Annotated in this window: 24 protein-coding genes; 12 read left to right on the plus strand and 12 right to left on the minus strand. The window is 65.9% G+C overall.

Annotated features, from left to right (window positions below; all coding sequences use genetic code 11):
* Positions 1-68 precede the first annotated feature (68 nt).
* Positions 69-872, plus strand: a complete 804-nt coding sequence (locus DIZ22_RS02080) for a transporter (protein WP_048937738.1) — start codon at positions 69-71, stop codon at positions 870-872.
* Between the two features lie 73 nt (positions 873-945).
* Here DIZ22_RS02080 and DIZ22_RS02085 read toward each other — a convergent pair whose 3' ends face one another.
* Positions 946-2,094 carry a serine hydrolase gene (locus tag DIZ22_RS02085; protein ID WP_048937737.1) on the minus strand — a complete coding sequence of 383 codons (1,149 nt, stop codon included), beginning with the start codon at positions 2,092-2,094 and terminating at the stop codon, positions 946-948.
* A gap of 155 nt (positions 2,095-2,249) precedes the next feature.
* Between DIZ22_RS02085 and DIZ22_RS02090 the strand changes: the two genes are divergently transcribed.
* Entirely contained in the window at positions 2,250-3,092 is an 843-nt protein-coding gene (locus DIZ22_RS02090) for an alpha/beta hydrolase (protein WP_048937736.1), read from the plus strand.
* A gap of 115 nt (positions 3,093-3,207) precedes the next feature.
* Here the strand turns inward: DIZ22_RS02090 and nadB are convergent, their stop codons facing one another.
* The 8 genes from nadB to DIZ22_RS02130 form a co-directional block, all read right to left on the minus strand.
* Positions 3,208-4,827 (minus strand): L-aspartate oxidase, encoded by a 1,620-nt coding sequence (nadB, locus tag DIZ22_RS02095; protein WP_048937735.1) that lies wholly within the window; start codon positions 4,825-4,827, stop codon positions 3,208-3,210.
* A 101-nt stretch (positions 4,828-4,928) separates the two neighbouring features.
* Positions 4,929-5,858, minus strand: coding sequence for an ABC transporter ATP-binding protein (locus tag DIZ22_RS02100; protein ID WP_004208122.1), 930 nt, complete (start codon positions 5,856-5,858; stop codon positions 4,929-4,931).
* A 206-nt stretch (positions 5,859-6,064) separates the two neighbouring features.
* Entirely contained in the window at positions 6,065-6,352 is a 288-nt protein-coding gene (locus tag DIZ22_RS02105; protein ID WP_048937734.1) for a hypothetical protein, read from the minus strand.
* A gap of 84 nt (positions 6,353-6,436) precedes the next feature.
* The gene (locus DIZ22_RS02110) at positions 6,437-6,862 is read right to left on the minus strand and encodes a RidA family protein (protein ID WP_037507790.1); all 426 of its coding nucleotides are present in this window, start codon (positions 6,860-6,862) and stop codon (positions 6,437-6,439) included.
* Between the two features lie 20 nt (positions 6,863-6,882).
* A complete protein-coding gene (locus tag DIZ22_RS02115; protein ID WP_048937733.1) occupies positions 6,883-8,142 on the minus strand; it encodes an aminotransferase class V-fold PLP-dependent enzyme in 1,260 nt (419 codons plus the stop codon).
* A complete protein-coding gene (locus DIZ22_RS02120; protein ID WP_048937732.1) occupies positions 8,139-9,275 on the minus strand; it encodes an aminotransferase class I/II-fold pyridoxal phosphate-dependent enzyme in 1,137 nt (378 codons plus the stop codon). The genes DIZ22_RS02115 and DIZ22_RS02120 overlap by 4 nt, the downstream gene beginning before the upstream one ends.
* A 157-nt stretch (positions 9,276-9,432) precedes the next feature.
* Positions 9,433-12,000 (minus strand): TonB-dependent receptor, encoded by a 2,568-nt coding sequence (locus DIZ22_RS02125; protein WP_048937731.1) that lies wholly within the window; start codon positions 11,998-12,000, stop codon positions 9,433-9,435.
* 252 nt (positions 12,001-12,252) lie between these two features.
* The gene (locus DIZ22_RS02130) at positions 12,253-12,855 is read right to left on the minus strand and encodes a TlpA disulfide reductase family protein (RefSeq protein ID WP_048937730.1); all 603 of its coding nucleotides are present in this window, start codon (positions 12,853-12,855) and stop codon (positions 12,253-12,255) included.
* Between the two features lie 43 nt (positions 12,856-12,898).
* Between DIZ22_RS02130 and argH the strand changes: the two genes are divergently transcribed.
* From argH to DIZ22_RS02150, 4 genes are read left to right on the plus strand one after another with little or no spacing between them, the layout of a single operon-like run.
* Positions 12,899-14,266 (plus strand): argininosuccinate lyase, encoded by a 1,368-nt coding sequence (gene argH, locus DIZ22_RS02135; RefSeq protein WP_048937788.1) that lies wholly within the window; start codon positions 12,899-12,901, stop codon positions 14,264-14,266.
* A 5-nt stretch (positions 14,267-14,271) separates the two neighbouring features.
* Positions 14,272-14,538: a hypothetical protein gene (locus DIZ22_RS02140; protein ID WP_048937729.1), complete on the plus strand. Its 267-nt coding sequence runs from the start codon at positions 14,272-14,274 to the stop codon at positions 14,536-14,538.
* Positions 14,539-14,563: 25 nt separating this feature from the next.
* Entirely contained in the window at positions 14,564-15,829 is a 1,266-nt protein-coding gene (gene lysA, locus DIZ22_RS02145) for a diaminopimelate decarboxylase (RefSeq protein WP_048937787.1), read from the plus strand.
* Complete coding sequence (locus DIZ22_RS02150; protein ID WP_048937786.1) at positions 15,829-16,587, plus strand: NAD(P)-dependent oxidoreductase; 759 nt, start codon at positions 15,829-15,831, stop codon at positions 16,585-16,587. Before lysA ends, DIZ22_RS02150 begins: the two co-directional genes overlap by 1 nt.
* On the opposite strand, the gene DIZ22_RS02155 is transcribed toward DIZ22_RS02150, so the two are convergent.
* Together DIZ22_RS02155 and DIZ22_RS02160 are read right to left on the minus strand one after the other, a co-directional pair.
* Positions 16,568-17,191, minus strand: coding sequence for a response regulator (locus DIZ22_RS02155; RefSeq protein ID WP_037507792.1), 624 nt, complete (start codon positions 17,189-17,191; stop codon positions 16,568-16,570). The genes DIZ22_RS02150 and DIZ22_RS02155 overlap by 20 nt on opposite strands.
* A 52-nt stretch (positions 17,192-17,243) precedes the next feature.
* Entirely contained in the window at positions 17,244-17,897 is a 654-nt protein-coding gene (locus DIZ22_RS02160) for a TetR/AcrR family transcriptional regulator (protein ID WP_026109325.1), read from the minus strand.
* Positions 17,898-17,987: 90 nt separating this feature from the next.
* Between DIZ22_RS02160 and DIZ22_RS02165 the strand changes: the two genes are divergently transcribed.
* Genes DIZ22_RS02165 through DIZ22_RS02175 form a run of 3 tightly spaced genes read left to right on the plus strand, consistent with a single transcriptional unit; the run spans position 17,988 to position 22,170 of the window.
* Positions 17,988-19,502: an efflux transporter outer membrane subunit gene (locus tag DIZ22_RS02165; protein ID WP_017501881.1), complete on the plus strand. Its 1,515-nt coding sequence runs from the start codon at positions 17,988-17,990 to the stop codon at positions 19,500-19,502.
* Positions 19,495-20,631 (plus strand): EmrA/EmrK family multidrug efflux transporter periplasmic adaptor subunit, encoded by a 1,137-nt coding sequence (locus DIZ22_RS02170; protein ID WP_010336804.1) that lies wholly within the window; start codon positions 19,495-19,497, stop codon positions 20,629-20,631. Before DIZ22_RS02165 ends, DIZ22_RS02170 begins: the two co-directional genes overlap by 8 nt.
* A gap of 12 nt (positions 20,632-20,643) precedes the next feature.
* Complete coding sequence (locus DIZ22_RS02175) at positions 20,644-22,170, plus strand: DHA2 family efflux MFS transporter permease subunit (RefSeq protein ID WP_004208105.1); 1,527 nt, start codon at positions 20,644-20,646, stop codon at positions 22,168-22,170.
* A gap of 80 nt (positions 22,171-22,250) precedes the next feature.
* On the opposite strand, the gene DIZ22_RS02180 is transcribed toward DIZ22_RS02175, so the two are convergent.
* The gene (locus DIZ22_RS02180) at positions 22,251-23,648 is read right to left on the minus strand and encodes an amino acid permease (RefSeq protein ID WP_048937728.1); all 1,398 of its coding nucleotides are present in this window, start codon (positions 23,646-23,648) and stop codon (positions 22,251-22,253) included.
* A 148-nt stretch (positions 23,649-23,796) separates the two neighbouring features.
* On the opposite strand from DIZ22_RS02180, the gene DIZ22_RS02185 reads away from it, so the two are divergent.
* The 3 genes from DIZ22_RS02185 to rpsP all read left to right on the plus strand — a co-directional run bounded on the left by DIZ22_RS02185 (position 23,797) and on the right by rpsP (position 26,685).
* Positions 23,797-24,519: a hypothetical protein gene (locus DIZ22_RS02185; protein ID WP_048937727.1), complete on the plus strand. Its 723-nt coding sequence runs from the start codon at positions 23,797-23,799 to the stop codon at positions 24,517-24,519.
* A gap of 193 nt (positions 24,520-24,712) precedes the next feature.
* Entirely contained in the window at positions 24,713-26,203 is a 1,491-nt protein-coding gene (ffh, locus tag DIZ22_RS02190) for a signal recognition particle protein (protein ID WP_010335520.1), read from the plus strand.
* A 41-nt stretch (positions 26,204-26,244) separates the two neighbouring features.
* A complete protein-coding gene (gene rpsP, locus DIZ22_RS02195; RefSeq protein WP_004208098.1) occupies positions 26,245-26,685 on the plus strand; it encodes a 30S ribosomal protein S16 in 441 nt (146 codons plus the stop codon).
* Positions 26,686-26,690 lie beyond the last annotated feature (5 nt).

The raw sequence follows: 26,690 nt of genomic DNA on the forward strand, positions 1-26,690 counted from the left end.
GCCGGATATTCGCCGCTTCCTATCCGTTTTGTTGCGCTGGAAACAGATTGGGAAGGGGAGGGCATGTGATGCGGGCATGGGGCGCGGCGATGCTGCTGGCGATGGCGGCGCAGGGTGGCGCGGCCTGGGCGCAGGATGATCGGGAATTCTGCGCCGACCGGCCGGGGCTCGACACGCCGCCCTGCACCATGGCTCCGGGCAAGGTTCAGGTCGAACTGGGGTTGGGCGACTGGACCGGCGAGCAGGACGGCGAGAGTCGCATCTACACTGTGAACGTCGGCGACGCACTGCTGCGCATCGGCCTGACCGACAGCCTGGAAGCGCAACTGGGCTGGACCGCTTTTGGCCATGTGCGCACGCGCGATCGGGTGACCGGCGCAGTCGAGACGGACAATGGCATCGGCGACATGCGCGTCGCATTGCGGCAGAATCTGCGCAATCCCGATGGTTCGGGCTTCTCGATCGCGGTCATGCCCTATGTCAGCCTGCCGACTGGCGGCGACGCGATCGGCGATGGTGACTGGGGCGCCGGGATGCTGGTGCCGATCAGCTATGATCTGGGCCATGGCCTGACGCTCCAGGCCACGCCAGAAGTCGACGCGGCGGTCGATGAGGATGGCGATGGCCGGCATCTCGCCTATGGCAGCGTCGCCGGGCTGGGCTTCGACATCAGCGACAGCCTGTCCGGATCGATCGAGGCGTCGCTGATGCGCGACGATGATCCCGACGGCCATGCCACCCAGGCGCTGGCCGGACTGTCGCTGGGCTGGCAGGCGGGCGACGACATGCAGTTCGATGCTGGCGCCAATCTGGGCCTCAACCATGACAGCCCCGACGCCGAACTCTATGTCGGCATCGTCAGGCGCTTCTGATCCTTAGAGTATCCTCCGATTAGGTTGAATCGGAGGACGATCTAATTGTTTTGATTGCCGACTTCAGAATGCTCTAGCGCTTCTCGTGATTGGCGACCACGGCCCGCGCCACCGCCTGCATCAGCTGCCAGCGTTCGGGGATCGAGACGGTGGTGCTGCCGATCATCACCGCAACCGCATAGCTGGTGCCGTCGGGCGCGGTCATGATGCCGACATCGTTGAACCCGGTAGAGCGCGGCGGCAGATCCTGCCCCGTGCCGGTCTTGTGCATATAGGTCCAGCTGTGCGGCACGCCGCCCTTGATCCGCTGCGGCCCGGTCTTGGCTTCCTCCATCGTCGACATCAGCAGGCGGCTTGAGGCGGAGGACAGCATGTCGCCCTCCTTGAGCTTGGCCAGCGCCTCGACGATCGAGGCCGGGGCGGCGCCGTCCGGCGGGCTGGCGAGATAATTGTCGAGCGCCTTCTGCCGCACCGACATGGGCAGCGCGGCGCGGGCGGCGTAGAAATTGCGGCCGATCGAATAATCCTGCCGCCAGTCGAGGCCGGCGGTGGTCGATTGCAGCAGGCGTTCGCCTGGACCAAAGCGGATATTGGCGATATGGCGGCGCGCCAGATAGCCGCGCACCGCGTCCGGCCCGCCGACCGCGCGCAGCAGCGTGTCGTTGGCAGTATTATCGCTCTGCGTCATCGCGCGGCGCATCAGGTCGGAATAGGTGGTGGTCCAGCCGCCCGATCCCACCATCGCCGCGCTCGGCTGGTGGAACAGGGTCAGATCCTTCTTCGTGATGGTGGTCGAATCGGCGAGGCGGATCTTGCCGCGATCGACCGCGTCGAGGAAGGTCATCGACACCCACAGCTTCGACACGCTCTGCTGCGGGAACAGGGCATTGCCATTATAGGCGACGGTCCAGTCCGCCCCGACCCGGCGCACCGCGATGCCGACCTTGCCACGGAAGCTCTGACCCAGATTCTGGATCACGCTGACGAGTGCGGGCGAGGGCTGCTCGCGCTGGTCGATATCCTTGAACGGGGCGGGGGGATTGGCGACCTGCTTGATCGGCCAGGTGTTGGTCGTGGGCTGCACCGTCTGGCGCGGCGGATTATTCGGTCGCGCGCTGCTGGCCTGGGCACCCGGCTGGGGGGGCGCGCCGACGCAGGCGGACAAGGCAACCACCGCAAGCACAAGGCGCGACGAGACGCGCCTGCTATCATTCGAACTCATCACTAACCCCGCACTTCAAGCCGTTACAAGGCGCGGCGACCCGCATTGTAGGCAAGGACGATGCGACGAATGATTCCACAATTGCGATGTAAGGAGTCTGAACGGCGGAACGGCGCTCAGTTGCGGTTCAGCGGCGGGGCGGCAATAGGGAGCGGATGACGGATGGACTGATGGATCGACGCGGCCTGCTCTGCGGCGCGGGAGCGCTGGCGGCGGGATGGGCGATGCCGGCACTGGCGGCGGATTTTGCCTCGCGCCGGATCATGGTGACGGTGCGCGGCAGCGGCCGGGACGTGCTGCTGATCCCCGGCCTTGCCAGCGGTCCGGGCATCTGGAACGGCGTGACGGGGCAGATGCCGGGCTATCGCTGGCATCTGGTTCATGTCCGCGGCTTTGCGGGCCTTGCTGCCGACGCCAATGGCAGCGGGCCGGTGGTGCAGCCGGTGGCGGACGAGATTGCCCGTTATATCGCCGCCGCCGGACTGCGGCGGCCGGCGGTGGTCGGGCACAGCATGGGCGGCACGCTGGCGATGATGCAGGGCATCAAAGGCCTCGCCAGCCGGGTCATGGTGGTCGACATGCTGCCGGCCGGGGCGGCGATGGTCGGCGGCACCGCCAATGGCATGGGCTATCTGGCCGACCAGCTCAGCCAATATTTCACCGGCACGGCGGCCGGGCGCCGCTACCTCGCCCAGATCGTCGCGCAGGCGCCGGGGGCGGAGGGCAGCAATCCGGAGGTGATCGCCACCGCGCTGCGTGACCTGGCCAATACCGATCTTGGTCCCCAGCTCGGCCGGATCGGGGTGCCGATGTCGGTGGTCTATGCCGTCGGCACGGACCAGGCCCAGTCGGTCGAGATCACCCGCCGCTTCCGGGCTGCCTATGCGGCCAAGAAGGACGCGAAGCTGATGCCGATCGGGCCGAGCGGCCATGTCGTGATGGCCGACCAGCCGACCCGGTTCAACGCGGCGCTGGGCAATTTCCTCAAGGGCGTTTGACCTCGATCAAAGCGCCGGCCTGGATCGGCGCTAATTTGGTCGGCGAGACGACGCCCCTGGCGTTTGCTCCTCCTCCCTTCAAAGGCGCGGCTGCCCGGCCGCGCCTCTTTTTTGGTCAGGGCGCCAGCACCGTGTCGACGGCTTGCGTCAGCGTCTCGGGATAGTCGAGCGTGTAGTGCAGGCCCCGGCTTTCCTTGCGATGGAGCGCCGAGCGGACCACCAGCCGGGCCACTTCCAGCAGGTTGCGCAGCTCGATCAGGTCCGGCGTCACGCGGAAATTGCCGTAATATTCATCGACTTCCTTCGACAGCAGGTCGATGCGGTGCTGGGCGCGCTCCAGCCGCTTGGTGGTGCGGACGATGCCGACATAGTCCCACATGAAGCGGCGGATTTCCTTCCAGTTATGCTGGACGATGACCTCTTCGTCGCCATTGGTGACGCGGCTTTCGTCCCACGGCCGGATCGGCGGAGGGGCCGGCAGTTCGTCCCAATGGGCGCGGATATGCTTGGCCGCCGCCTCGCCGAAGACGAAACATTCGAGCAGCGAGTTGGAGGCGAGGCGATTGGCGCCGTGCAGGCCGCTTTCGGTCACTTCGCCGGCGGCATAGAGGCCGGGCAGGTCGGTGCGGCCGTCCAGGTCGATGATGACGCCGCCACAGGTATAATGCTGCGCCGGGACGACCGGGATCGGTTCCCTGGTGATGTCGATGTCGAGGTCGAGCAGCCGGGCATAGATGGTCGGGAAATGCTGCTTCACGAACTCGGGCGGCTTGTGGCTGATGTCGAGATGGACATAGTCGAGGCCCAGGCGCTTGATCTCATGGTCGATGGCGCGGGCCACCACGTCGCGCGGCGCCAGTTCGGCGCGGGCGTCGAACCGGGGCATGAAACGCTCGCCGCCGCCCGGCACGCCGGGCGGGAGCTTCAGGTGGCCGCCTTCGCCGCGCACCGCCTCGGTAATCAGGAAATTCTTGACCTCCAGATTATAGAGGCAGGTCGGGTGGAACTGGTTCATCTCCATGTTCGACACGCGGCAGCCCGCGCGCCAGGCCATGGCGATACCGTCGCCGGTCGCGCCACGCGGCGCGGTGGAGAAGAGGTAGGTGCGGCCCGCGCCGCCGGTGCAGAGGATGGTCGCGCGGCCGAGGATGGCGTCGACATGGCCGGTCTGCTTGTTGAAGGCATAGACGCCCCAGACATGGCCGTCGCCCGAATAGCGCTCGCCATGACGCGAGGTGATGAGGTCGACCGCGACCATATCCTCCATCAGGGTGATGTTGGGATTGGCGCGCGCGGCCTTGAGCAGCGCGACCTGCACGGCATGGCCGGTGGCGTCGTCGACATGGACGATGCGGCGATGGCTGTGGCCGCCCTCGCGGGTCAGGTGCCAGCGTTCGCCGAACTCGTCGCCATCGCCCTCTTCATTGGGATTGAAGGGCACGCCCAGTTCCGCCAGCCGCTCGATCGCGGCGGGGGCTTCGGAGACGACGAACTCGACCGTGTCCTGATCGTTGAGGCCGGCGCCCGCAACCATCGTGTCATGGACATGGGCCGCAAAACTGTCACCGGCGTCGAGTACCGCGGCGATGCCGCCCTGCGCCCAGTTGGTCGATCCGCCATCCAGCGCGCCCTTGGCCAGCACCACCACCTTGCGATCCTGCGCGAGGTTGATGGCGGCTGTCAGCCCGGCCGCGCCGGAACCGATGATGACGACGTCATGGGTGATGGTGGGCATATATATTCACTCTCCGGGCTTTTGCCCTATCCCGTTCGGTTCGAGCTTGTCGAGAACCCTGCGCACCGGTTCTCGACAGGCTCGAACCGAACGGGGTTTCTTCACGCAGCCGCCGTCAGGTTGAGGAAGACATCCTCCAGGTCGGGGTCGCGGGTCACCACGTCGACGATGGCGAGGCCGCCGGCCTGTACCGCGCTCAGCACCTGGCCCGCATTGGCGCGGTTCTTCATATAGGTGATGGTGAGGGTGCGCTCGTCGGTCAGCTCGACCTTCTCGAAGCTGGGGTCGCTCGGCGGGGCGGTGATGTCGCGGTCGACCGTCACCTGCACCACCTTTTCCTGCGCCATCGCGATCAGCTCGCGGGTCGGCTTGTCGGTGATGACCCGGCCATGGTTGATGATGCCGATGCGGTCGCACAGCTCCTCGGCCTCTTCGAGATAATGGGTGGTGAGGACGATCGTCACCCCCATGGCGTTCAGTTCCTTCACATAGGCCCAGAGCTGCTGGCGCAGTTGCACATCGACGCCGGCGGTGGGTTCGTCCAGCACCAGGATCGGCGGCGAATGGACCATCGCCTTGGCCACCAGCAGCCGGCGCTTCATGCCGCCAGAGAGCGTGCGGGCATAGGCATTGGCCTTGTCCTCCAGATGGACCGCGCGCAGCAGCTCCATCGAGCGGCGCCTGTCCTTGGGCACGCCATAATAGCCGGCCTGGTTCTCCAGCGTCTCGAACGGCGTGAAGAAGGGATCGAAGACGATCTCCTGCGGCACGATGCCGATGCTGTTCTTCGCATTGCGCGGATTGGCGTCGATGTCGAAGCCCCAGATGCTGGCCGATCCGCTGGTCTTGTTGACGAGGCCGGCGAGGATGTTGATCGTGGTCGACTTGCCTGCGCCATTGGGGCCGAGCAGGCCATAGATCTGGCCGCGCGGGATGGTGAGGTTGATCCCGTCGAGCGCGCGCTTGCCGCCCTTATAGACCTTGGTCAGGTCGCGGATCTCGATGGCGGCTTGCGCAGGCTGGTCGGTCATGGCTGATCTCTATGGGGATCGAAGCGGGGGAAGGGAAGGGGCTGAAACGACGCGACAGTTGAAAGTTCACACCGTTCTGCGTCGCGATTTCCGGGCGATTTCGGCGGAAACGCGCCTGTGACGCGCCTGTAACGCGACACCGACGCGACACTAAGGTCACGCCGAAGCGACAGTCAGGCGACAGCGAAACGACAGTGAGGCGACATTTATCGGCCGATCGGACCCCGGTGCGGGCGGATCGGCGCGAGCGGATCAGCCCGCCGGGAGGCGTGGAGCGCCAGTGCGCTGGCCCAGCTGCGATCAAAGCCGGTGCCGGCCAGCCGATCGCGCAAGCGGTGGGCGCTGGAGCGGGACATGCCGACCAGTTGCGCGGCATGGCTGATATTGCCGGTTTCGAGCAGCGCGGCGAGGAAGCGGCGCTGGCGATCGGGCGTCCATTGGCGGCGGGCGCGCCGGGGTGCGGGGATGGGCGGATTGGGGAGGGGCTGGTCCATCCGTCAGGATAGATCAGGAAAAACGCGTGTAGGAAAGGTGGGAGGCTCGCCTGTCCGTGACGGTCCAGGCGAGGCCCGGCTGGCCTATTTGAACGAGGCCAGGCATTCCACTTCGAGCGGGGCGCCGAGCGCCAGGCCGTCGGCACCGAAGGCGCTGCGGGTGGGCAGGCGCTTGCCCTCGAAATAGCTGACATAGGTGGTGTTGAAGCGCGGCCAGTCGGCCATGTCGTCCAGCATCACCGTGCATTTGACGACATGGCCGAAGTCGAGGCCATTGTCCTTCAAGATCTTGCCGATCGAATCCATCGCATTCTTCACTGCCGCATCGAACCCTTCCTTGTGCGGGTCCATGCCGTCGGGCACTTGGCCGATCTGGCCCGACATGTAGAGCATGTCGCCGACCCGGATCGCGGGCGAGAAGGGCAGCTTGGCCGGCAGCGGCTTCTGCGCGGCGGCGGGTGCGGCGATCATCAGGGCGGCGAGAAGGGGGGAGGCGAGCAGCTTTTTCATCATAGGGCTCCGAAAAAGGATCAGACGCGGGGCAGGGCGGCGATCAGCCGTTCGACATCCCTGTCATCGTTGAACACCGATGGCGAGATGCGGAAATAATTGTCGTGGACGGACATGCGGACCTGCGCGCGCGCCAGCCGATCGGTGAGCAGGCCCTTCGCATTGGGCAGGACGCAGCTCAGCAGCGGGCTGGTCGTGCCGGGCGGGGTGATGAGGCGATAGCCCTTGCGCGGCAGCTCGTCGCGCAGCTGGCCGATCAATTGCTGGGCATGGGCCTGGATCGCCGGCACGGTGAGGGCCGAGATGTAGCTGATCGAATGATCGAGCATGGCGCTGATCGCCTGGGCATAGGTGCCGGTGCCGAAATGGCCGAGCGCGCCGGGGCGGGCGACATAGCTGGTCGGTGTATCGCCGGGCGGATCGAGCGGGAAGACATGGGTCTGCGGTGGGGACAGGCCGATGCCGGGCGGCGCACCGGGCGCGGCAAAGCCATAATAGCCATATTCGCTGCGCGGCAGTTGGTCCGCGACACCGCGCCGGACATAGAGGAAGCCCAGGCCGAAATCGCCCATCAGCCATTTATAGGTGGCGCAGGCGGCGAAATCGACGCCACTGTCATGCAGGTCGATCGGCACCGCGCCGGCGGCATGGATGATGTCGGCATAGACCAGCGCGCCGACCTTGTGCGCCATCGCGCTGATCGCCTTCAGGTCATGCTGGAAGCCATTATAGGTGGAGACGGCCGAGATGCTGACCAGCTTCGTCCCCGGCGTGATGGCGCGGGCCATATCCTCGGGGGCGATGCGGCCCTCGCGCGCCTGCACCCAGGCGACATCGACGCCCTGTTTTGCCATTTCCTGATACATGGGGAAGGCGGCGTAGAAATGGAGCGTGTCGGTGACGACGCGGCCGCCAGCATGCGGGAAGCCCAGTGCGCGCAGCACTGCCTGCTCGCCCATGGTGGTGGACTGGACCCAGGTGATCTCATCCGCGTCGGCGCCCATCAGCGCGGCGAATTTCGCGATCAGCGCGGCGCGATCGACCGGCTTGCGCGCGGCAGCGACGGGATCGAGCGTGCGGCCGGCGAGATAGGCGTCGGCGGCGGCCTTGGCGCCCAGGCTCACCGGATGGGTGGAGGCACTGTCGAGATAGGCGAGCGGAGTGGCGGCGAAGCTGGCCTTGTCGGGGAGCGACGGTGGCGCGGCGACGGCGCGGGCGGCCTGTGCCGCCAGCGGCACGGCGAGCGCTGCCCCCAGTGCCTGACGCCGGCTGAGGCTCATGCCATGATCCGGGCGAGCGCGGTCTTGAACGCCTGCATCTCGGCCGGCGTGCCGAAGGAGACGCGGACCCAATCGTCCATATGCTTGCGCGGGCCGCCGATGAAGATCTTCTCTTTGGCGAGGGCGGCGGTGACATCGGCGCCGGGGCGGCCGACATGGATCATCGCGAAGCTGGTCTGCGAGGGGAGATATTTGAGGCCGCGCGCGTCGAGCCAGGCGAAGAGATCGTCGCGCACCGCCTTGTTATAGGCCTTGCGCTGGGGCAGCAGCGTGGGATCGAGCAGGCTGGCTTCGGCCGCGACCACGGCGGGCATCGGCGTGATGTTGACGCCATAGTCGGCCATGCCGTCGAGCAGATCCTTGCGCCCGGCGATCAGGCCGCAGCGCAGGCCGGCCAGGCCGTAGATTTTCGAGAAGGTGCGGGTGACCAGCACGTCCGCGCCCTTCGCCACCAGGTCGAGGCAGCTTTGCGCGTCGCTATAATGGATATAGGCCTCGTCGACGAGCAGCACGGAACCGGCCGGCTTGTTGGCGAGCAGCCATTCGATGTCGGCGCGCGGGATCGGCAGGCCGGTCGGATTGTTGGGATTGCAGAGATAATAGACGCCGGCGTCGGGCGCGGCGGCGAGCAGCTTGCGCAGGTCGGCAGTGAAGTCGCCGGCCAGCGGCAGGGCGACGGCGCGGGTGACCGGCTGGTTGCCCTTGCCCAGGAACCCCTGGTCGAAGGTCGGCTCGAAATAGGCGATCGGGCGGGTCTTGGACGAATAGGTCAGCGCGACCGAGCGCAGCGGCATGAACGAGCCGGGATGGACCTGGACCTGGTCGGGCGCCAGGCCGTTCTGGCGGGCGAACAGGCTTTCCAGCTTCGACGCGAAGGCCATGCCATAGCGGCCGGCGAGCGGATCGAGCCCGGACAGCGCCTGCAGCGCGGCGGGGGCGGGGCCGAGCGGATTTTCGTTGCTGTTGATGAAGATGCCGTCGGTCAGCGTGGCGACCATTGCCTTGGGATCATCGCTCATCGCCACCTTGCGGTCGCGCTGGGCGAGGGCGGGCGCCGCGCCGGCTATTGCCGCCGCGCCCATGGCGCCGCGCATCAGCATGCGGCGGCTGAGAGTGTCCGGACGGTCGGTCATGGTTTTCGCTTCCCCCTGATGGGGATCGAGGCATCGATCCACATCCCTATCATTGTTGCCGCGTTCTGCGAGCCGCCGGTCGTGCCGACCGGCTTCAGAACGCTGACAAAGCAAAAGGGCCGGTCTCCTGGGAGACCGGCCCTTCAGTTCTAGCCTATCAGAACTTGAAGTCTACGCGGGCGTAGTAATAGCCACCGGCCGAGCCATAGGCACCGTGACCATAATAGGAGTTCCAGCTGGTGGAGCCGTTCTCATAGGGCGACTGGCCGGGGAGGACGGTCACGCCGCTGAGCAGCTTGGGCTTTTCGGGGCGCTTGTCGAACAGGTTGTTCGCGCCGATCGAGAACTTCACATAATCGGTGAAGTCATAGCCCAGCTCCAGATCGGTGATGCCGGTCGCCTTGACCACGCCGTCACGTTCAAGCGGCTGGCCGTTCATCGCCGCTGCCGAAAGGGCCGAGCGGACGAGGATGCTGGTCTTGCCGTAGAAGGTCTGCCGCAGATTGGCCGAGAAGGGGCCGCTGGCGAAGTTGATGCCGGCGACAATCTTGTAGTCGGGCGAAGCGTCTTCGATGTAGCTTTCCGACTGCGCGCTGAACAGGCTGGTGTTCTTGTTGTCGGTGATCTTGGTCTTGTTGTAGTTCGCGTTCAGCGACAGGTTGAGCTTGCCGAAGTCGAGCGGCACGACATAGTTGGCCGAGAAGTCGACACCATAGGTTTCCGTGTCGATCAGGTTGGTGAAGCTCGCCACGCCCAGCGTCTGCAGGCCGGTGTCGAGCACCAGGCCGGTGGACGCGATCGCCGCGAGAATGTCTTCCGCACCGGCGACGGGCAGACCGCCCTGAATGGCCGGCAGCGAAGCCGTTGCCGAGATACGATCCTTGATCTTGATATAATAGCCATCGATCGTGATCGCGAGCTTGGGAGCCGGACGCAGGACGATGCCTGCCGAGAAGTTGGTCGACTTTTCCGGACGCAGGGCATTGAAGCCCAGCAGCATGGCGGCTGGCGAACCGGCCGGCAACTGGAGCACCGCGCTGGTCGGGCCGACATTGACGGTCGAGTAGAAGGATTCCGCAAGCGTGGGCGCACGGAAGCCGGTGCTGGCCGTGCCACGGATCGCGAAGGCATCCGAGAAGTCGTAGCGGGTGGTGATCTTGCCGATCGTGGTGTCGCCGAAGTCGCTATAATCTTCGTAGCGGCCGGCAAGGTCGATGGTCCAGCCTTCGACCGGGCTGGCGATCAAGTTGATGTAACCAGCCTTCGAACTGCGGCTGTGCTTGCCGGCATCGACATCCTTGTAGCCGGGGAAGGACTGGACGCCTTCCTTGTAGGTCGATGCGAAGTCGCCGGCGACGATTTCATAGGTGTCGCGACGATATTCGCCACCGAAGGCCAGGGTCAGCGGTTCGGCCATGCCAACGTCGAACTCCTTGCGGATGTCGAGGGTGTTGGTCAGCTGGCTAAGCTTGAAGCCGCCGTCATAGGCGTCGGTCGGCGTGTAGGGCGTGATGCTGGAGTCATTTTGTGCAGCCGTATAGCTTTCGATCCACATGGCGCGATGCGCGGATTCGATCGTCCAGATCTTGTTCTGGTCATAGCCATAGGTGGTGCTGACGTCATAGTTCCAGCCGCCGCCAAATTCGCCCTTGGCGCCAACCGTGAAGCTATATTCCTTCTGCTCCACCTTCTGCTGGGGGACCATGCCGAACGTGCCGGTGTCACCAAAGCAGGTGCTGGTGTCGGTGGTGCTGGCGCAGATGCGGTTGGGCGGACGATAGCCCTGCTTGGCATAGCCGACGCGACGCGACACGTCGCCGAAGCTGTAGAGTTCGACGCCGCCGAAATCATAGCCCATATTGTAGAAGAGCAGGTTGAGCTGCGACTTGGCCTGGCCGCCGTTGATGCCGTTGAGGTCGAGGCCAGCCCAGGCGGGGTCATAATAATTGTTGGTCGATCCGAACGAGCCCGGATAGGTGCCGGCCGTCGGCACATAGGGATTGCCGTCAATGTCCGACATGGTCACCTGGCCGGTGCCGGTCGAGGTGTAGTTCTGGCGACGATGGAAGCCGGTCAGGTTGAAGAAACCGTCTTCGCCCAGCTTGAAGCCGACATTGCCCGAAGCCGAGAACAGTTCGCCCTCGCTGTTGTAATATTGGCCGCCAGTGACCTTGAAGCTGCCGCCTTCGCTGTCATCCTTGAGGATCATGTTGATGGCGCCGGCGATCGCGTCGGTGCCGTAGACGGCGGCGGCGCCATCCTGCAGCACTTCGATGCGGGATACGGCATCTGGCGGAATGAGGTCGATGCTGGGGGCGGCCGAACCCTGGAACGGACCGGCGATGACCTGAAGAATGGCCGAGCCATGGCGACGCTTGCCGTTCACCATCACCAGCGTGTGGTTGGGGCTCAGGCCACGCAGACGGGCCGACAGCGAGAAGTTCGACATGTCGGTGCCCTGGGTCTGGGCGGTGAAGCTTGGCACCATCTGGGTCAGGGCCTGGTTGAGGTTAGGCTGGCCGACATGGCTCAGCGCTTCCTCGCCGAAGACCTGAACCGGTGCGGCGCTTTCCGCGGCCTGCATGCCGGTTGCGCGGGTGCCGGTAACGATGATGGCTGCACCTTCATCGGCCTGCGGTTCCTGCGGTGCTTCCTGCGCTATGGCGCAGGCCGACCAGGATGATGCGGCGATCAGAGAAATTTTTAGAGCAGATAGTCTATTCATTCGATGCCCCCTGATTTTGTCATTATATCGACATAGGGGGTGACGAATGATCTGCGGAATATCCTCTATTGCGCCGCACAAAATTTAAGTAAAAATGAAATGTTTCTGCAATTTTTCCGTGTCAGGATTCATTAGCTTATTGCGGTGCTGCCGGACTGTGCAATTATATGTAATGCATCGACATTGATGCGTTTTGCAATCAACTGGCATGGCGGATTTTTGATCCTGGTTCGTTGTTGATTTACTTGTGCCTCATTCGCCCTTGGCCATGGCGATGAGCTTCCGGGCTTCCGCGCCGGTCCAGTCCATCGCGCCGACCACGCGCGCAACCTCCTTGCCTTTGGCATCATAAAGGACGGTGGTCGGCAGGACGCCGGTGGCATAGCCCAGACCGAGCTTGTTCTCGGGATCGGTCCAGCCCTTGAGGTGGGGCAGCTTGTGCTTGGCGAAGAAGGGCTTGATCGCGGCCTGGCCCTGCACGTCCTGCGAGATCGTCAAAACGGCCAGGCTCCTGTCACCTTCGCTGTCACTTTGCGCGGCGAGGGCATCGAGCGTCGGCATCTCCGCGACGCAGGGCGCGCACCAGGTCGCCCAGAGATTGACCAGCAGCGGGCGACCGGCAAAGTCCTGTAGGGTCGCCGTGCCGCCCTGCGGATTTTCGAACGCGAAGGTCGGCGCAGGCGTGCCCGCCTTGCTGCGGTCGATCGTGTAGTTGAATTCGCCCTTCGCACTGTCGCCGGCAGCGGGTTGCACTTCGTCGCCCGTCACCTTGCCGCTGGCGCTCGCATTGGCTTGCCCCGCGGGCGGGGATTGCCTATCGCATGCCGCCAGCCCAGCCAGCAGGAGCAGTGTCATTACCGAGCGCAAGGACGATATCATGGAAGCAGGCTCCAACAGCATGTGGGGTGGCCGGTTCGCGGCCGGCCCGGCATCGATCATGCGTGAGATAAATGCCTCCATCCCCTTCGACAAGCGCTTGTGGAAACAGGATATCGCCGGGTCCAAGGCGCATGTCGCGATGCTGGCCAAGCAGGGCATCGTCGATGGCGAGGATGCGCAGGCGATCACCGAGGGGCTGAACCGGATCGCGGCGGAATATGAAGCCAATGGCGTTCCGGTCAATCTAGACCTGGAAGATATCCACATGGTCACGGAGTCGCGGCTGGCCGAACTGATCGGCCCGGCCGCCGGCCGCCTGCACACCGCGCGCAGCCGCAACGACCAGGTGGCGACCGATTTCCGCCTGTGGGTCCGCGACGCCATGGATGAAGTGATGGCGGGGCTGGCCGGCTTGCAGCAGGCACTGCTCGCCCGCGCCGAGGAACATGTCGATGCGGTGATGCCGGGCTTCACCCATCTCCAGTCGGCGCAGCCGGTGACGCTGGGCCATCATCTGATGGCCTATTATGAGATGGTGCGTCGCGACCGCAGCCGCTTTGCCGACGCGCGCGTGCGCCTGGACGAATGCCCGCTGGGCGCCGCCGCGCTGGCCGGCACCGGCTTCCCGATCGATCGCCATGCCACGGCGGCGGCGCTGGGCTTTGCCAAGCCGACCGACAACAGCCTGGATAGCGTGTCCGACCGCGACTTCGCGCTCGACTATCTGATGGCCGCGACGCAGGCGTCGCTGCATCTGTCGCGCCTGGCCGAGGAGTTTATCATCTGGGCGAGCCAGCCCTTCGGCTTCGTCAAGCTGCCCGACGCCTATTCGACCGGCAGTTCGATCATGCCGCAAAAGCGCAATCCCGACGCGGCCGAACTGGTGCGCGGCCATGCCGGCCGCATCATGGGCTGCATGAATGCGCTGTGTGTGACGATGAAGGGCCTGCCGCTCGCCTATTCCAAGGATATGCAGGACGACAAGCCGCCGGTGTTCGAGGCGCATGACCTGCTGGGCCTGTCGATCGCGGCGATGACCGGCATGGTCGAGACGGTGACGTTCCGCACCGACCGGATGCGGGGGCTGGCCGAAAGCGGCTTTGCCACCGCGACGGACCTGGCCGACTGGCTGGTGCGCGAGGGCGACATTCCCTTCCGCGAGGCGCATCATATCACCGGTCGTGCCGTGGCGGCGGCGGAAGAGGCCGGCCTGCAACTGGCCGACCTGCCGCTCGACACGCTCAAGGCCATTGATGCGCGTATCGACGATCGCATCTATGCGGTATTGACGGTCGATGCGTCGGTCGCCAGCCGCAAGAGCCATGGCGGCACGGCGCCCGATCAGGTGCGCGCGCGGATCGCCGCGGCGCGCGCGACACAGGAGTGAGGCAGATGGCACGGCATGTCCGCAACGGGCTGATGATCGGGGCAATGGCGCTGGTGCTGGCCTCCTGTGGTGGCCGTGAATCGCTCAAACCCGTGGCGGGCCAGAAACTGCCTGCCGTGCCGGTGGGGGCGGCGACCGCGCCGACCGCCGCCGACATGATGGATCCGGGCACCCAGGCCCGCCCGGAGCGTAATGTCGAACTGCTGACCCAGTCTCGCCAGCGCGGCAATGACGAGTTCGACCTGCCGCCGGAAAGCCGGCCGCAACAATAGTCCCTATTCCCGCAAGGATCAGACCTTGGACCATTTCGATTATGTAGACGGCACCATGCATGTGGAGCAGGTGCCGATGACGGAAATTGCGCAGCAGGTCGGCACCCCGGTCTATGTCTATTCGACCGCGACGCTGGAACGCCATGTCGGCGTGTTCCGCGAAGGGCTGTCCCAGCTCGACAATCCGCTGATCGCCTTTGCCGTGAAGGCCAATCCCAACGCCGCCGTGCTGGCGACGCTGGCGAAGCTGGGGCTGGGCGCGGACGTGGTGTCGGGCGGCGAGTTGCAGCGCGCTGTGGCTGCGGGCATTCCGGCCGATCGCATCGTCTTTTCGGGCGTCGGCAAGACCGCCGAGGAAATGAAGCTGGCGCTGGAGCTGGGCATTTTCCAGTTCAACCTGGAAAGCGAGCCGGAAGCGGAAATGCTGTCGGAGGTTGCGGAGTCGATGGGGAAGAAGGCGCCGGTCGCCTATCGCATCAACCCCGATGTCGACGCCGGCACCCATGCCAAGATTTCGACCGGCAAGTCAGAAAACAAGTTCGGCATCCCCTATGACCGGGCGCTGGAAAGCTATGCCGCCGCGCGCGACCTGCCGGGCCTCGATGTCCAGGGCGTCGCCGTGCATATCGGCAGCCAGCTGACCGACCTGGCGCCGCTGGAGGCGGCCTTCGTCAAGGTCGGCGCGCTGATCAAGCAGCTGCGCGCGGCCGGCCATGACATCCGCACCACCGATCTGGGCGGTGGCCTGGGCGTGCCCTACGACCCGTCGCAGCCGCTGCCGCCGAGCCCGGCCGACTATGGCGCGATGGTGACGCGGGTGACGCAGGGCTGGGATGCGCGGCTGATGTTCGAGCCGGGCCGGGTGATCGTGGGCAATGCCGGCGTGCTGCTGTCGAAGGTGATCCGCGTCAAGCAGGGCGCACAGGCGCCGTTCGTGATCGTCGATGCGGCGATGAACGACCTGATGCGCCCCAGCCTCTATGACGCCTGGCACGATATCCGCGCGGTGGCGCCGGACGGCAACCGGATCGCGTCGAACGTGGTCGGACCGGTGTGCGAGACCGGCGATACCTTTGCCATGGGCCGCGACATGGATGTGGTGGCGGCCGGCGACCTGCTGACCTTCATGACCGCCGGCGCCTATGGCGCGACCATGGCGGGCACCTATAACAGCCGATCGCTGACCCCCGAAGTGCTGGTGTCGGGCGACAAATGGGCGGTGGTCCGCGCGCGTCCGCCGATCGAGGCGCTGATCGCGGGCGACCATATTCCCGATTGGGTGGCTGGCTGATGCATAGCCTGCCCGTCTTTCTGCGGCTGGAGGGGCGGGCGGTCATCCTGACCGGAGAAGGCGAGGCGGCCGATGCCAAGCGCCGGCTGCTGGAGCGCGCCGGCGCGCGCATCGTCGGCGAGGATGATGCGGATGCGCGGGTCGCGATCGTGTCGGATGGCGACGCGGCGGTGGTGGAACGACTGCGTGCGCGCGGCGTGCTGGTCAATGCGACCGACAAGCCGGACCTGTGCGATTTCACCCTGCCGGCTATCGTCGATCGCAATCCGGTGCTGATCGCGATCGGCACGGGTGGGGCGTCGGCGGGACTGGCGGCGGCGCTGCGGCAGCGGATCGAGGCTTTGTTGCCGAGCGGGCTGGGCGATCTGGCGCGGGCGCTGTTCGCGGCGCGGGGGCGCTTGCGCGACCTGTGGCCCGATGCGGGCGCGCGGCGGCAGGCGATCGGCAAGGCGCTGGCGCCGGGCGGGGCGATCGATCCGCTGGGGGGGGATCCGGATGTCGATGTCTGGCTGGCGGAAAATCCGGAGGCGGACAATGGCGAGCTATATCTTGTCCGGCTGTCGTCGGCCGATCCCGACGACCTGAGCGTGCGCGATGCGCGGATGCTGGCGCTGGCCGACCGGGTCTATCATGATGGGTCGGTGGCGGCGGCGATATTGGACCGGGCGCGGGCGGATGCCGAGCGGATCGCGGCGGATGGTCCGCCCGAACGGCTTGAAACCGGCCTCAGTCTGTGGGTCAGTTCTGCCGCGCGCTGAGGCGGGCGACTTCATCCTGCAAGGCCTGGATCGAGGAGACGAGGCGGGCGCGGTCGAGCTGCATTTCCTGCAGGGCGTCGCGGGTTTCACCCAGCTCCACCGCGCGGCGGGCGATGCGGGCATCGAGTTCGGCATTGTGCCGGCTGAGCATGCCGAGCCGTTCGGCGCGGGCGCACAGATGGCGCAGCCGCGCATCGAGCAGGTCGAAATCGAATGGCTTGACGATATGGTCGTCGGCGCCGGCCTCCAGCACTTCGACGGCGGACTGGCTGTCGATGCGGCCGGTCAGCATGACGATGCAGGCATGGGGGGCGAGGGCGGTGGCGCGGATGCGCTTCATCGTCGCCACGGCGGGCAGCATCAAAAGGTCCATGTCGATCAGGATCAGGTCAACCGGACGCGTGACCAGAAGGTTGAGGGCGATGAAGCCATTTTCGGCCAGCACCACGTCATAGTTAAGCCGCGACAGGCGGCGGGCGATGACGGCGCGGGCGGTCGCATTCTCGTCGATCAGCAGCACGCGCAGCCGACGCGAGGCTGTGGCCCCGCTTTCCGGCTGCTGCGCGACGATCTGATGAAGGGGCTTGCGCTTGAAAAACGGCATTGGATAGCAACTCCTGCGATCGGCAGGATAGAAGCTGGCGGCAAAGAAATGGTTAACGCGCCATGCCTTCGGCGCCATAGGCGCGCAGGAAGATGTCGACGGCGAAGGCGGCGTCGCTTTCCATCTGTTGCGGCGTGACCCGTTCGATCTGGCTGAGCAGCAGCAATTCATGGCAGCCCGATGTCGTCAGGCGCATCAGCACGCGGGCGGCCTTGTCGGGGTCGTCGCGGCGCAACTGGCCGCGATCCATCGCGCCTTCGAGGAAGCGGGCGAGCAGCATGCGGGTATGGCTGGGCGCCATTTCATAGAAGATGCGGCTCATTTCCGGGAAACGGCCACCTTCCGACGCGATCAGCCGGTGCAGGGCGATCGCTTCGGGCGATGTCACCTTTTCGAGCAGGCTGAGCGCGGTGCGGTGCAGCGTCGAGGGGAGGTCTCCGCCGGGGTCCAATATTTCCGAAAGCCGCGCGCGATAGGTGCTAGTCGCATTTTCGAGAACCGCGCGAAACAATTCCTCCTTGGAAGGGAAATGATTCCACAACGTGCCCTTTGACCCGCCCAATATGGCGGCGATGGCCGACATGCTGGTCGCGGCATAGCCATTTTCCAGAAAATGCCGGGCAGCCACCTCCAATATCGTCTGGCGCCGGTCGAGGCGGCGGGCCTCCCGACGACTGGGGGCTAAAGCTTTTTCCGGGCATGTCATATAAGCGTACCATAGAGTACGCTATTTATATTGACAAGGGTGGTACGGCGGGGCAAAGGCGATTTTCATACTGGATGGTACGGTTTGGATATGTCCGTGAGTCGCATCAGTTTTTCCATTCGCACCGGCGGTATTGCAGTGACAGCGCTGCTTCTGGCCGGCTGTGCTTCAATACCTGATCTGGGCGACAAGCCCGAGATTCGCGCGCCGCAGAGCGTGGAGGCGGGGCGCAGCCTGAGCGCCGACACGGTTGCCTGGCCCAGCGAGAATTGGTGGAGCGCCTATGGCGATCCGCAACTGACATCGCTGATCGAGGAGGGGCTGCGCAATTCGCCCGACATGGCGGTGGCGCTGGCGCGCTTCCGCCAGGCGACGGCGATGGCCCAGCAATCGGGCGCGGCGCTGCTGCCCACGGTCGACGCCACGGCCAATGCCGGCGTGACCAAGCAGAGCTATAATATGGGCATGCCCAAGGATTTCGTGCCGCAGGGCTGGCTGGGCACCGGCAAGGTCGGGCTGGACTTTGGTCTGGACATCGACCTGTGGGGCAAGAACCGGGCGTCGCTGGCGGCAGCCACGTCGGAGGCCCGCGCGGCCGAGATCGACGCGCAGCAGGCACGCCTGGCGCTGACCACCGCGATCGCCGATGCCTATGCCGATCTGGCCCGCCTCTATGACGAGGCGGAAATCCAGGAGCGCACGCTGGAAATCCGTACGGCCAGCCAGAAGCTGGTCGCCGACCGGCGGCAGAATGGCCTGGAAACGCGCGGCAGCGTACGCCAGGCCGACGCCACCGTGTCCTCGGCCAAGGCGCAACTGGCGGCCGCCCGCGTGGCGATCGAGCTGCGCCAGCATCAGATCGCCGCGCTGATCGGCGCCGGGCCGGACCGTGGCCTGGCGATGACCCGGCCGCAGATCGGCCAGTTGGCGCCACTGGGCCTGCCGGCGGACGTCACCACCAATCTGGTGGCGCGTCGTCCCGACGTCGCCGCCGCGCTGGCCCGGACGCAGGCCGCCGCCAGCCGGATCAAGGTGGCGCGGGCATCCTTCTACCCGGCGGTGAGCCTGAGCGCCCTGATCGGCGTCCAGTCGCTGGGGTATGAAACGCTGTTTACCGGCACCGGTGCTTCGGGTGGTTCGACGTCCTTTGCGGACAATCTGTTCAAGAAGGATTCGCTGTTCGGCAGCGCCGGCCCGGCGATCAGCCTGCCGATCTTTCATGGCGGGCAGTTGCGCGGCCAGTATCGCGGCGCGCGCGCGACCTATGACGAGGCGGTCGCCAGCTATGACAAGACGGTGCTGGGCGCCTATCAGGACGTCGCCGACGCCGTGACCAGCCGCCGGACGCTGGACCAGCGGCTGACCGACGCCAAGGCGGCGCTGACCGCGTCGCAGGATGCCTATGGCGTCGCCCAGCAACGCTACAAGGGCGGGCTTTCCACCTATCTCGACGTGCTGAACGTCGAAGACCAACTGCTCGCGGCGCGTCAGTCCGTCGCGCAGCTGGAAGCGAGCGCCTTCTCTCTCGATATTGCCCTCATTCGCGCGCTCGGCGGCGGCTTTGCCGCGAGCGACGCTCAGTCCAAGGATCGACCCAATGGCTGATGCCGCCACCGAAACTTCCCCCGAACTGGCCGAGCAGCGCGGCAATGCCCGCAAGACCTGGCTGACCCGTCTGGCGATCGCCGTGCTGGTGGTCGGCGTCCTGTGGGCGGCCTGGTATTTCCTGATCGGGCGCAACCATGTCAGCACCGACAATGCCTATGTGAATGCGGAGGTCGCCCAGGTGACGCCCCTGCTGTCGGCGCAGGCGATCGAGGTCAACGTCACCGACACCCAGACGGTGAAGCGTGGCGATATCCTGGTGAAGCTGGACCCGACCGACGCGCAGATCGCGCTGCAGCAGGCCGAGGCCGACCTGGCCGATGCCCGTCGCCGCTTCCGCCAGACGAGCGCGACCAGCGGTTCGCTGTCGGCGCAGGTCGAGGCGCGTGGCGCCGACATCGTCCAGGCCCGTGCCCAACTGGCGACCGCGCAGGCCGATTTCGACAAGGCCCGCATCGACCTGCAGCGCCGCGAGGCGCTGGTCGCGGGCGGCGCGGTTTCGGGTGACGAAGTCACCGCGGCGCGCAAATCCTATGCCGCTGCCAAGGCGGCGCTGGACCTGGCCCGTGCCGGTGTCGAGACCGCGCAGGCGACCCGCAATGCCGCCACCGGCCAGTTGGCCGCCAACGACGCGCTGATCCGCGGTTCGACCGAGGAAAGTGATCCCGCGGTGATGGTTGCCAAGGCGAAGCTGGAAGACGCCAAGCTGGACCTGGAACGCACGATCATCCGTGCGCCGATCGACGGCGTTGTGACCAAGCGTGCGGTCCAGATCGGCCAGCGTGTCGCGCAGGGCAGCCCGATCATGAGCATCGTCCCGCTCTCGCAAGTCTATGTCGACGCAAATTTCAAGGAGCGCCAGCTGCGCCATGTGAAGGTGGGCATGCCCGCCACGGTGGTGGCCGACATCTATGGCGGCGACGTCGTCTATCATGGCAAGGTCGTGGGCTTCTCCGGCGGCACCGGTTCGTCGCTGTCGCTGATCCCGGCGCAGAACGCGACCGGCAACTGGATCAAGGTGGTCCAGCGCCTGCCGGTGCGCATCGCGCTCGACCCCAAGGAACTGGCAGAGCATCCGCTGCGCGTGGGCTTGTCCACCGAAGTCGAGATCGATCTGGCCGGCAAGTAAGGGAGCGAGCGCGTGAGCGGTCCCGAAACCTTCAATCTGCTCTCGCCGCGCACCCGCACGCTTGCCGGGCTGGTGCTGGCGCTGAGCAACTTCATGGTCGTGCTCGACCTGACCATCGCCAATGTCTCGGTGCCGCATATCGCCGGCAATCTGGGCATCTCCGGCGACCAGGGCACCTGGATCATCACATCCTATGCGGTGGCGGAGGCGATCTGCGTGCCGCTGACCGGCTGGCTGGCGCTGCGTTTCGGCGTGGTGCGGACCTTCATCTGGGCGATGATCGGCTTCGGCTTCTTCTCGATGATGTGCGGCCTGTCGACCACGCTGGGCATGATCGTGGCCGCGCGCCTGGGGCAGGGCATCTGTGGCGGGCCGATCATGCCGATGTCGCAGACCCTGTTGCTGCGCATCTTCCCGCCGGAAATGCGACCGCGCGCCATGGGCCTGTGGGCGATGACGACGCTGCTGGGGCCGGCCATGGGGCCGATCGTCGGCGGCTATATCAGCGACAATTGGAGCTGGCATTGGATCTTCTTCATCAACCTGCCGATCGCGGCGCTGTGCGTGTTCGCGGCGATGGCGATGCTGCGGCCGGTGGAGACCGATACGGCGCACCAGCCGATCGACAAGATCGGCCTGTGCCTGCTGATCTTCTGGATCGGCTGCCTGCAGGTGATGCTGGACATCGGTCGCGACCATGACTGGTTCTCCGACCCGCTGATCCTGACGCTCGCCATCCTGGCCGGCATCGGCTTCATCGTCTTCATCATCTGGGAGCTGACCGAGGAGCATCCGATCGTCGACCTGCGGGTGTTCCGACATATCGGCTTCTCATCGGGCGTCTTCACGCTGGCTCTGGCCTTCGGCGCCTATTTCTCCAGCATCGTGGTCATCCCGCAATGGCTGCAGATGTCGATGGGCTATACCGCGACCTGGTCGGGCATCGTCACCGCCTTCACGGCGATGGCGGCGGTGATGAGTGCCCCCTTCGCCGCGCGTTTCACCGGCAAGGTCGATCCGCGCATCATGATTTCGGGCGCGGTCTTCTGGCTGGGCTGCATGACCTTGTGGCGGGCGCACTGGACCAGCGGCATCGACTTTTTCGGACTGGCGCTGCCGCAGTTCGTGCAGGGCTTTGCCATGCCCTTCTTCATGATCCCGTTGACGACGCTGACCCTGGGGTCGGTGCCGCCGAGCGAGACGGCGTCGGCCGCCGGCCTGCAGAATTTCTTGCGGACCATGGCGATCGCGATCGCGACGTCGCTGGTGCTGACCGGATGGAGCGATAGCCAGCGTGTGTCGCGCAACGAACTGGCCGGCGCCTTGCAGCCCGACGATGCGCAGCGGGCGCTGTCGGGCATGGGGATGACGACCGAGCAGATCCGCCAGACCATATCCAATCTGGTGGAGCAGGAGGCGATCGCCATTTCGGTCGACTATGTCTTCTTCATCTCCGCGCTGGTGCTGTTTGCGGCGGCGGTGATCGTCTGGTTGGCGCCCAAGCCTAGCGGACCGGTGGATACGTCGGCGGCGCACTGAGCGCTGCCCTGTTCGAGGCAAAGAAAAAGCCTCCCGTTGCTGTCGCGACGGGAGGCTTTTTCTTTGTGCGGGCCTCGGCCCTAGCGGGCGGCCGAGGCGCGCTTCTGTCCATAGAGGAAATAGACGACGAGGCCGATCGCGTTCCAGATCAGGCAGGCGTAGATGGTCTTCATCGGCAGGCTGAGGAACAGATAGGCGCAGCCGAGCACGGCGCCCAGGCCCACCAGCGTCGCCGCCGGCGTGCGGAAGGGGCGCTTGAGGTCCGGCGCGCGGCGGCGCAGGATCAGCAGGCAGGCGCCTACTGCGGTGAAGGCGATCAGCGTGCCGGCATTGGCGAGCGCGGCGATCTGGTCGATCGGCAGCACGCCGGCGATGATCGCCACCAGCACGGCCGTGACGGCGGTGATGCGCGCAGGGGTGCCGCGCTTCGAGATGCGGGCGAGCGATTGCGGCAGGAAGCCGTCGCGCGCCATCACCAGGAAGATGCGGCTCTGGCCGTAGAGGAAGCCCAGCAGCACGGTGGGGAGCGCAATGACGGCGGCGATCGCGACGATCCGGGCGATCGGCCCCTGGCCCATTTCACGCAGGATGAGGGCGAGCGGCTCCGGGCTGTCGGCAAAGCGGGTGAAGGGCATGGCGCCCACCGCGGCCGCGGCGACCAGCACATAGATGAGGGTGCAGACGATCAGCGAGCCGACGATGCCGATGGCGAGGTCACGGTCCGGGTTCTTGGCTTCCTCCGCCGCGGTCGAGATCGCGTCGAAGCCGTAGAAGGCGAAGAAGATGATCGCGGCCGCCGCCATCACGCCGCGCTCGATGCCGTCAGGCCCCATATGCTTGGCAAAGCCGAAGGGCATGAAGGGTTCGAGATGCTGGGCATCGAAGGCGGGCAGGGCGACCCAGACGAACAGGCTCAAGGTCGCGATCTTGATCAGCACCAGCAGCGTGTTGAGCCGGGCGCTTTCGCGCGTGCCGAACATCAGCAGGGCGGCGACGACGCCGATGATGAAGATGGCGGGGATGTTGATGAGGCCGCCAAGTTCCGGCCCCTTGGTCAGTGCCTCGGGAAAGCCGAGCGGGGTGAGGAGCGGGGCGGCATAGCCCGACCAGCCGACTGCCACGGTCGAGACGACCAGCGAATATTCGAGGATCAGGCTCCAGCCCACGATCCAGGCAATGCCTTCGCCCAGTACCACATAGGAGTAGCTGTAGGCGCTGCCCGCTGCCGGCATCATGGTCGACAGTTCGGCATAAGCGAGCGCGGCGCAGGCGCAGATCGCGCCGGCAATGGCGAAGGAGATGAGGACGGCGGGGCCGGCGCGGTCGGCGCCGACGCCGATCAGGGTGAGGATGCCGGTGCCGACGATCGCGCCGACGCCCAGCGCCAGCAGATGCGGCCAGGACAGGGTGCGCGCCATGCTGTGGCCGCCTCCCTGGGGCGTCATCGCCTCCATCGGCTTGCGACGTGTCCAACTCATAGAAAGCTCCCCCTGTTATGCGGTCTGTGGCGGGTTTGCTGGCGCAAACGACGGGCGGGCGCAAGCGCCGAGCCGGAACGTGGCGACTTCTTACAATATTGGGCGTGGTTGCTGCGCTATTGTTGCCAAAGAGCGGGAGGTCGACGCAATGGCGACGGCAATCGGTGCAGTGGAACGACAGGCGCGGGAACGGCGCATCTTTACCGGCATGGCGGCGCTGGTCGCCGTCACCGTGGTTGGCGGCTTCGGCAGCTTTGCCCTGCGCGGCTATGTCGACGTGGCGACCGTGCCGTGGTGGGTGCATGTCCATGCGCTGTCGCTGCTGGCATGGACGCTGCTGTTCCTGGCGCAGGCACTGCTGGTGGCGCAGCGGCGGACCGATCTCCATCGCCAGTTGGGCTGGGTTGCGGCCGGGCTTGCCTGCTTCCTGATCCCCTGGGGTATCGCGACGTCGATCCTGGCGGTGCAGATGGGGCGGGTGCCGCCCTTTTTTCCGCCGGGCATATTCCTGGTGCTGGGGCCGCTCGACATGCTGGCCTTTGGTTCGCTCACATTGGCGGCGATCCTGCTGCGGCAGCGGAGCGACTGGCACAAGCGGCTGATATTGTGCGGGACCATCGCGATGATGGAGCCGGCATTCGGCCGGATATTGCCGATGCCGTTGCTGGGGCCATGGGCGGGCGCCTGTGCGACACTGATGCAGTTGCTCTATGTCGGGATCGCGATGCGCGCCGATGCCGGGCTGCGCGGCGCGGTGCATCCGGCCTATCGCTGGGGGCTGGCGGTGATCGCCGGACGATTGCTGCTGGTCGAGTTGCTGGGGCGCACGGCGATCATGAGTGGGGCGGCGGCCGCGCTGGCTGCGGGATAGCGCACTTGCGCTTGCGGCCGCTTTGGCTTAAGGGGCGCCCTGCATCCGGGACTCTGGTCCTGGAACCCTGACGACTCCAGGATGTCCAAGAGGGATATCGAATGGACGCTGGCCGGCGAGTTTTCGCCCGCCGGCGATTTTGTCGTTTTGGGGTGGCGCATGGATTTTCCGGGTCTTGGCCCGAATTGAGGTGATGATGTTCGATTCGCTAAGCGATCGTCTCGGTGGGGTATTCGACAAGCTGCGTGGGCGCGGTGCGCTTACGGAGGACGATGTCCGTGCCGCGATGCGCGAAGTGCGAGTCGCACTGCTGGAAGCCGACGTGGCGCTGCCCGTGGTTCGCCAATTCGTCGACCAGGCGACCGAAAAGGCTGTCGGCAGCGATGTGCTGCGCTCGATCACGCCCGGCCAGATGGTCGTCAAGATCGTCTCCGACACGCTGACCGAGACGCTGGGCGCCGAAACCAGCGACCTGCTGATCGACGTCACCCCGCCCGCCGTCATCATGATGGTCGGCCTTCAGGGTTCGGGCAAGACGACCTCGACCGCGAAGATCGCCAAGCGCCTGAAGGACAAGGAGCGCAAGAAGGTGCTGATGGCGTCGCTCGACGTCCAGCGCCCGGCCGCGCAGGAGCAGCTGGCCGTCCTTGGCACCCAGATCGATGTCGCGACCCTGCCGATCGTCGCCGGCCAGCAGCCGGTGGAGATCGCCAAGCGCGCGCTGCAGTCGGCCAAGCTGCAGGGCTTCGACGTGGTCATGCTCGACACCGCCGGCCGACTGCATGTCGACCAGGCGCTGATGGACGAGATGAAGGCGGTCGCCGACGTCGCCAATCCGGCGGAAATCCTGCTGGTGGTCGACTCGCTGACCGGCCAGGACGCCGTCAATGTCGCGACCAGCTTTACCGCGCAGGTGCCGCTGACCGGTGTCGTGCTGACCCGTATGGACGGCGACGCCCGTGGTGGCGCGGCGCTGTCGATGCGCGCGGTCACCGGCCGTCCGATCAAGTTTGCCGGCACCGGTGAAAAGCTGGATGCGCTTGAGCCCTTCCATCCGGCCCGCGTTGCCCAACGCATCCTGGGCATGGGCGACGTCGTCAGCCTGGTCGAGAAGGCCGCCGAGACGATCGACGCCGAGGAAGCCGACAAGCTGGCCAAGAAGATGGCCAAGGGTCAGTTCGACATGAACGACCTGCGCAGCCAGCTCAACCAGATGCGCCGCATGGGCGGTCTGGGCGCGCTGGCCGGCATGCTGCCGGGCCTCAAGAAGGCGCAGGCGGCGATGGCCAATAGCGGCGCCAACGACAAGACGCTGCTGCATCTGGACGCGATGATCGGGTCGATGACCCCCAAGGAGCGCGAGAAGCCCGCGCTGATCAACGCCAAGCGCAAGATCCGTATCGCCAAGGGCGCCGGCCGCACTGTGCAGGACGTCAACCGTCTCCTGAAAATGCATCAGGAAATGGAAACGGCGATGAAGAAGATCCGCAAGATGGGCGGCCTCAAGGGGCTGGCCAAGATGTTCACCGGCGGTGGCATGGGTGGATTGGGCGGCCTGGGTGGTCCGGGCGGCGCGGATGGGCAGGGCGGTCCGCCCGACCTGTCGGGTCTGGGTGGCCTTGGTGGCCTGGGCGGCAACATGCCCAAGCTTCCGCCCGGCTTTCAGAATTTCATGAAGAAATAAGCAATTTCCGTAATTTGGTTTGAGTAGAAAGGTCTAGTTCCATGGCAACCTCCATCCGTCTGTCGCGCGGCGGCTCCAAGAAGCGCCCCTATTACCGCATCGTCGTGGCCGACAGCCGCGCCCCGCGTGACGGCAAGTTCATCGAGCGCATCGGCAGCTACAACCCCGTCCTGCCCAAGGGCGACGAAAAGCGCGTCATCATCGACGTCGAGCGTGCGAAGCACTGGGTTGCCGCCGGCGCCCAGGCGACCGACCGCGTTGCCCGCTTCCTCGACGCCGCTGGCGTGAAGGAGCGCGCTGCTCGCAACAACCCGAAGAAGGCAGAGCCGGGCCAGAAGGCCAAGGACCGCGCTGAAGACCGCGCCGCCAAGGCTGCCGAAGCTGAAGAAGCTGCGCGCGAAGCCGCTGCCGCTGCCGCTGCTCCGGCCGCTGAAGAAGCCGCTCCCGCCGAGGAAGCTGCTGCCGAGCAGGCTGAGGGCTGATCCTC

The organism is Sphingobium sp. LF-16, assembly GCF_003711185.1.
GTDB classification, from domain to species: Bacteria; Pseudomonadota; Alphaproteobacteria; order Sphingomonadales; family Sphingomonadaceae; genus Sphingobium; species Sphingobium yanoikuyae_A.

Coding starts and splice junctions, on each gene's coding strand:
- argH (WP_048937788.1), top strand. CDS start 12,899: ATGTGGGGTGGCCGGTTCGCGGCCGGCCCGGCATCGATCATGCGTGAG.
- DIZ22_RS02090 (WP_048937736.1), top strand. CDS start 2,250: ATGACGGATGGACTGATGGATCGACGCGGCCTGCTCTGCGGCGCGGGA.
- DIZ22_RS02170 (WP_010336804.1), top strand. CDS start 19,495: ATGGCTGATGCCGCCACCGAAACTTCCCCCGAACTGGCCGAGCAGCGC.
- DIZ22_RS02140 (WP_048937729.1), top strand. CDS start 14,272: ATGGCACGGCATGTCCGCAACGGGCTGATGATCGGGGCAATGGCGCTG.
- DIZ22_RS02185 (WP_048937727.1), top strand. CDS start 23,797: ATGGCGACGGCAATCGGTGCAGTGGAACGACAGGCGCGGGAACGGCGC.
- DIZ22_RS02155 (WP_037507792.1), bottom strand. CDS start 17,191: ATGCCGTTTTTCAAGCGCAAGCCCCTTCATCAGATCGTCGCGCAGCAG.
- DIZ22_RS02115 (WP_048937733.1), bottom strand. CDS start 8,142: ATGAGCCTCAGCCGGCGTCAGGCACTGGGGGCAGCGCTCGCCGTGCCG.
- DIZ22_RS02150 (WP_048937786.1), top strand. CDS start 15,829: ATGCATAGCCTGCCCGTCTTTCTGCGGCTGGAGGGGCGGGCGGTCATC.
- DIZ22_RS02080 (WP_048937738.1), top strand. CDS start 69: ATGCGGGCATGGGGCGCGGCGATGCTGCTGGCGATGGCGGCGCAGGGT.
- DIZ22_RS02105 (WP_048937734.1), bottom strand. CDS start 6,352: ATGGACCAGCCCCTCCCCAATCCGCCCATCCCCGCACCCCGGCGCGCC.
- DIZ22_RS02110 (WP_037507790.1), bottom strand. CDS start 6,862: ATGAAAAAGCTGCTCGCCTCCCCCCTTCTCGCCGCCCTGATGATCGCC.
- nadB (WP_048937735.1), bottom strand. CDS start 4,827: ATGCCCACCATCACCCATGACGTCGTCATCATCGGTTCCGGCGCGGCC.
- DIZ22_RS02180 (WP_048937728.1), bottom strand. CDS start 23,648: ATGAGTTGGACACGTCGCAAGCCGATGGAGGCGATGACGCCCCAGGGA.
- ffh (WP_010335520.1), top strand. CDS start 24,713: ATGATGTTCGATTCGCTAAGCGATCGTCTCGGTGGGGTATTCGACAAG.
- DIZ22_RS02130 (WP_048937730.1), bottom strand. CDS start 12,855: ATGACACTGCTCCTGCTGGCTGGGCTGGCGGCATGCGATAGGCAATCC.
- rpsP (WP_004208098.1), top strand. CDS start 26,245: ATGGCAACCTCCATCCGTCTGTCGCGCGGCGGCTCCAAGAAGCGCCCC.
- DIZ22_RS02160 (WP_026109325.1), bottom strand. CDS start 17,897: ATGACATGCCCGGAAAAAGCTTTAGCCCCCAGTCGTCGGGAGGCCCGC.
- DIZ22_RS02120 (WP_048937732.1), bottom strand. CDS start 9,275: ATGACCGACCGTCCGGACACTCTCAGCCGCCGCATGCTGATGCGCGGC.
- DIZ22_RS02100 (WP_004208122.1), bottom strand. CDS start 5,858: ATGACCGACCAGCCTGCGCAAGCCGCCATCGAGATCCGCGACCTGACC.
- DIZ22_RS02165 (WP_017501881.1), top strand. CDS start 17,988: ATGTCCGTGAGTCGCATCAGTTTTTCCATTCGCACCGGCGGTATTGCA.
- DIZ22_RS02125 (WP_048937731.1), bottom strand. CDS start 12,000: ATGAATAGACTATCTGCTCTAAAAATTTCTCTGATCGCCGCATCATCC.
- DIZ22_RS02085 (WP_048937737.1), bottom strand. CDS start 2,094: ATGAGTTCGAATGATAGCAGGCGCGTCTCGTCGCGCCTTGTGCTTGCG.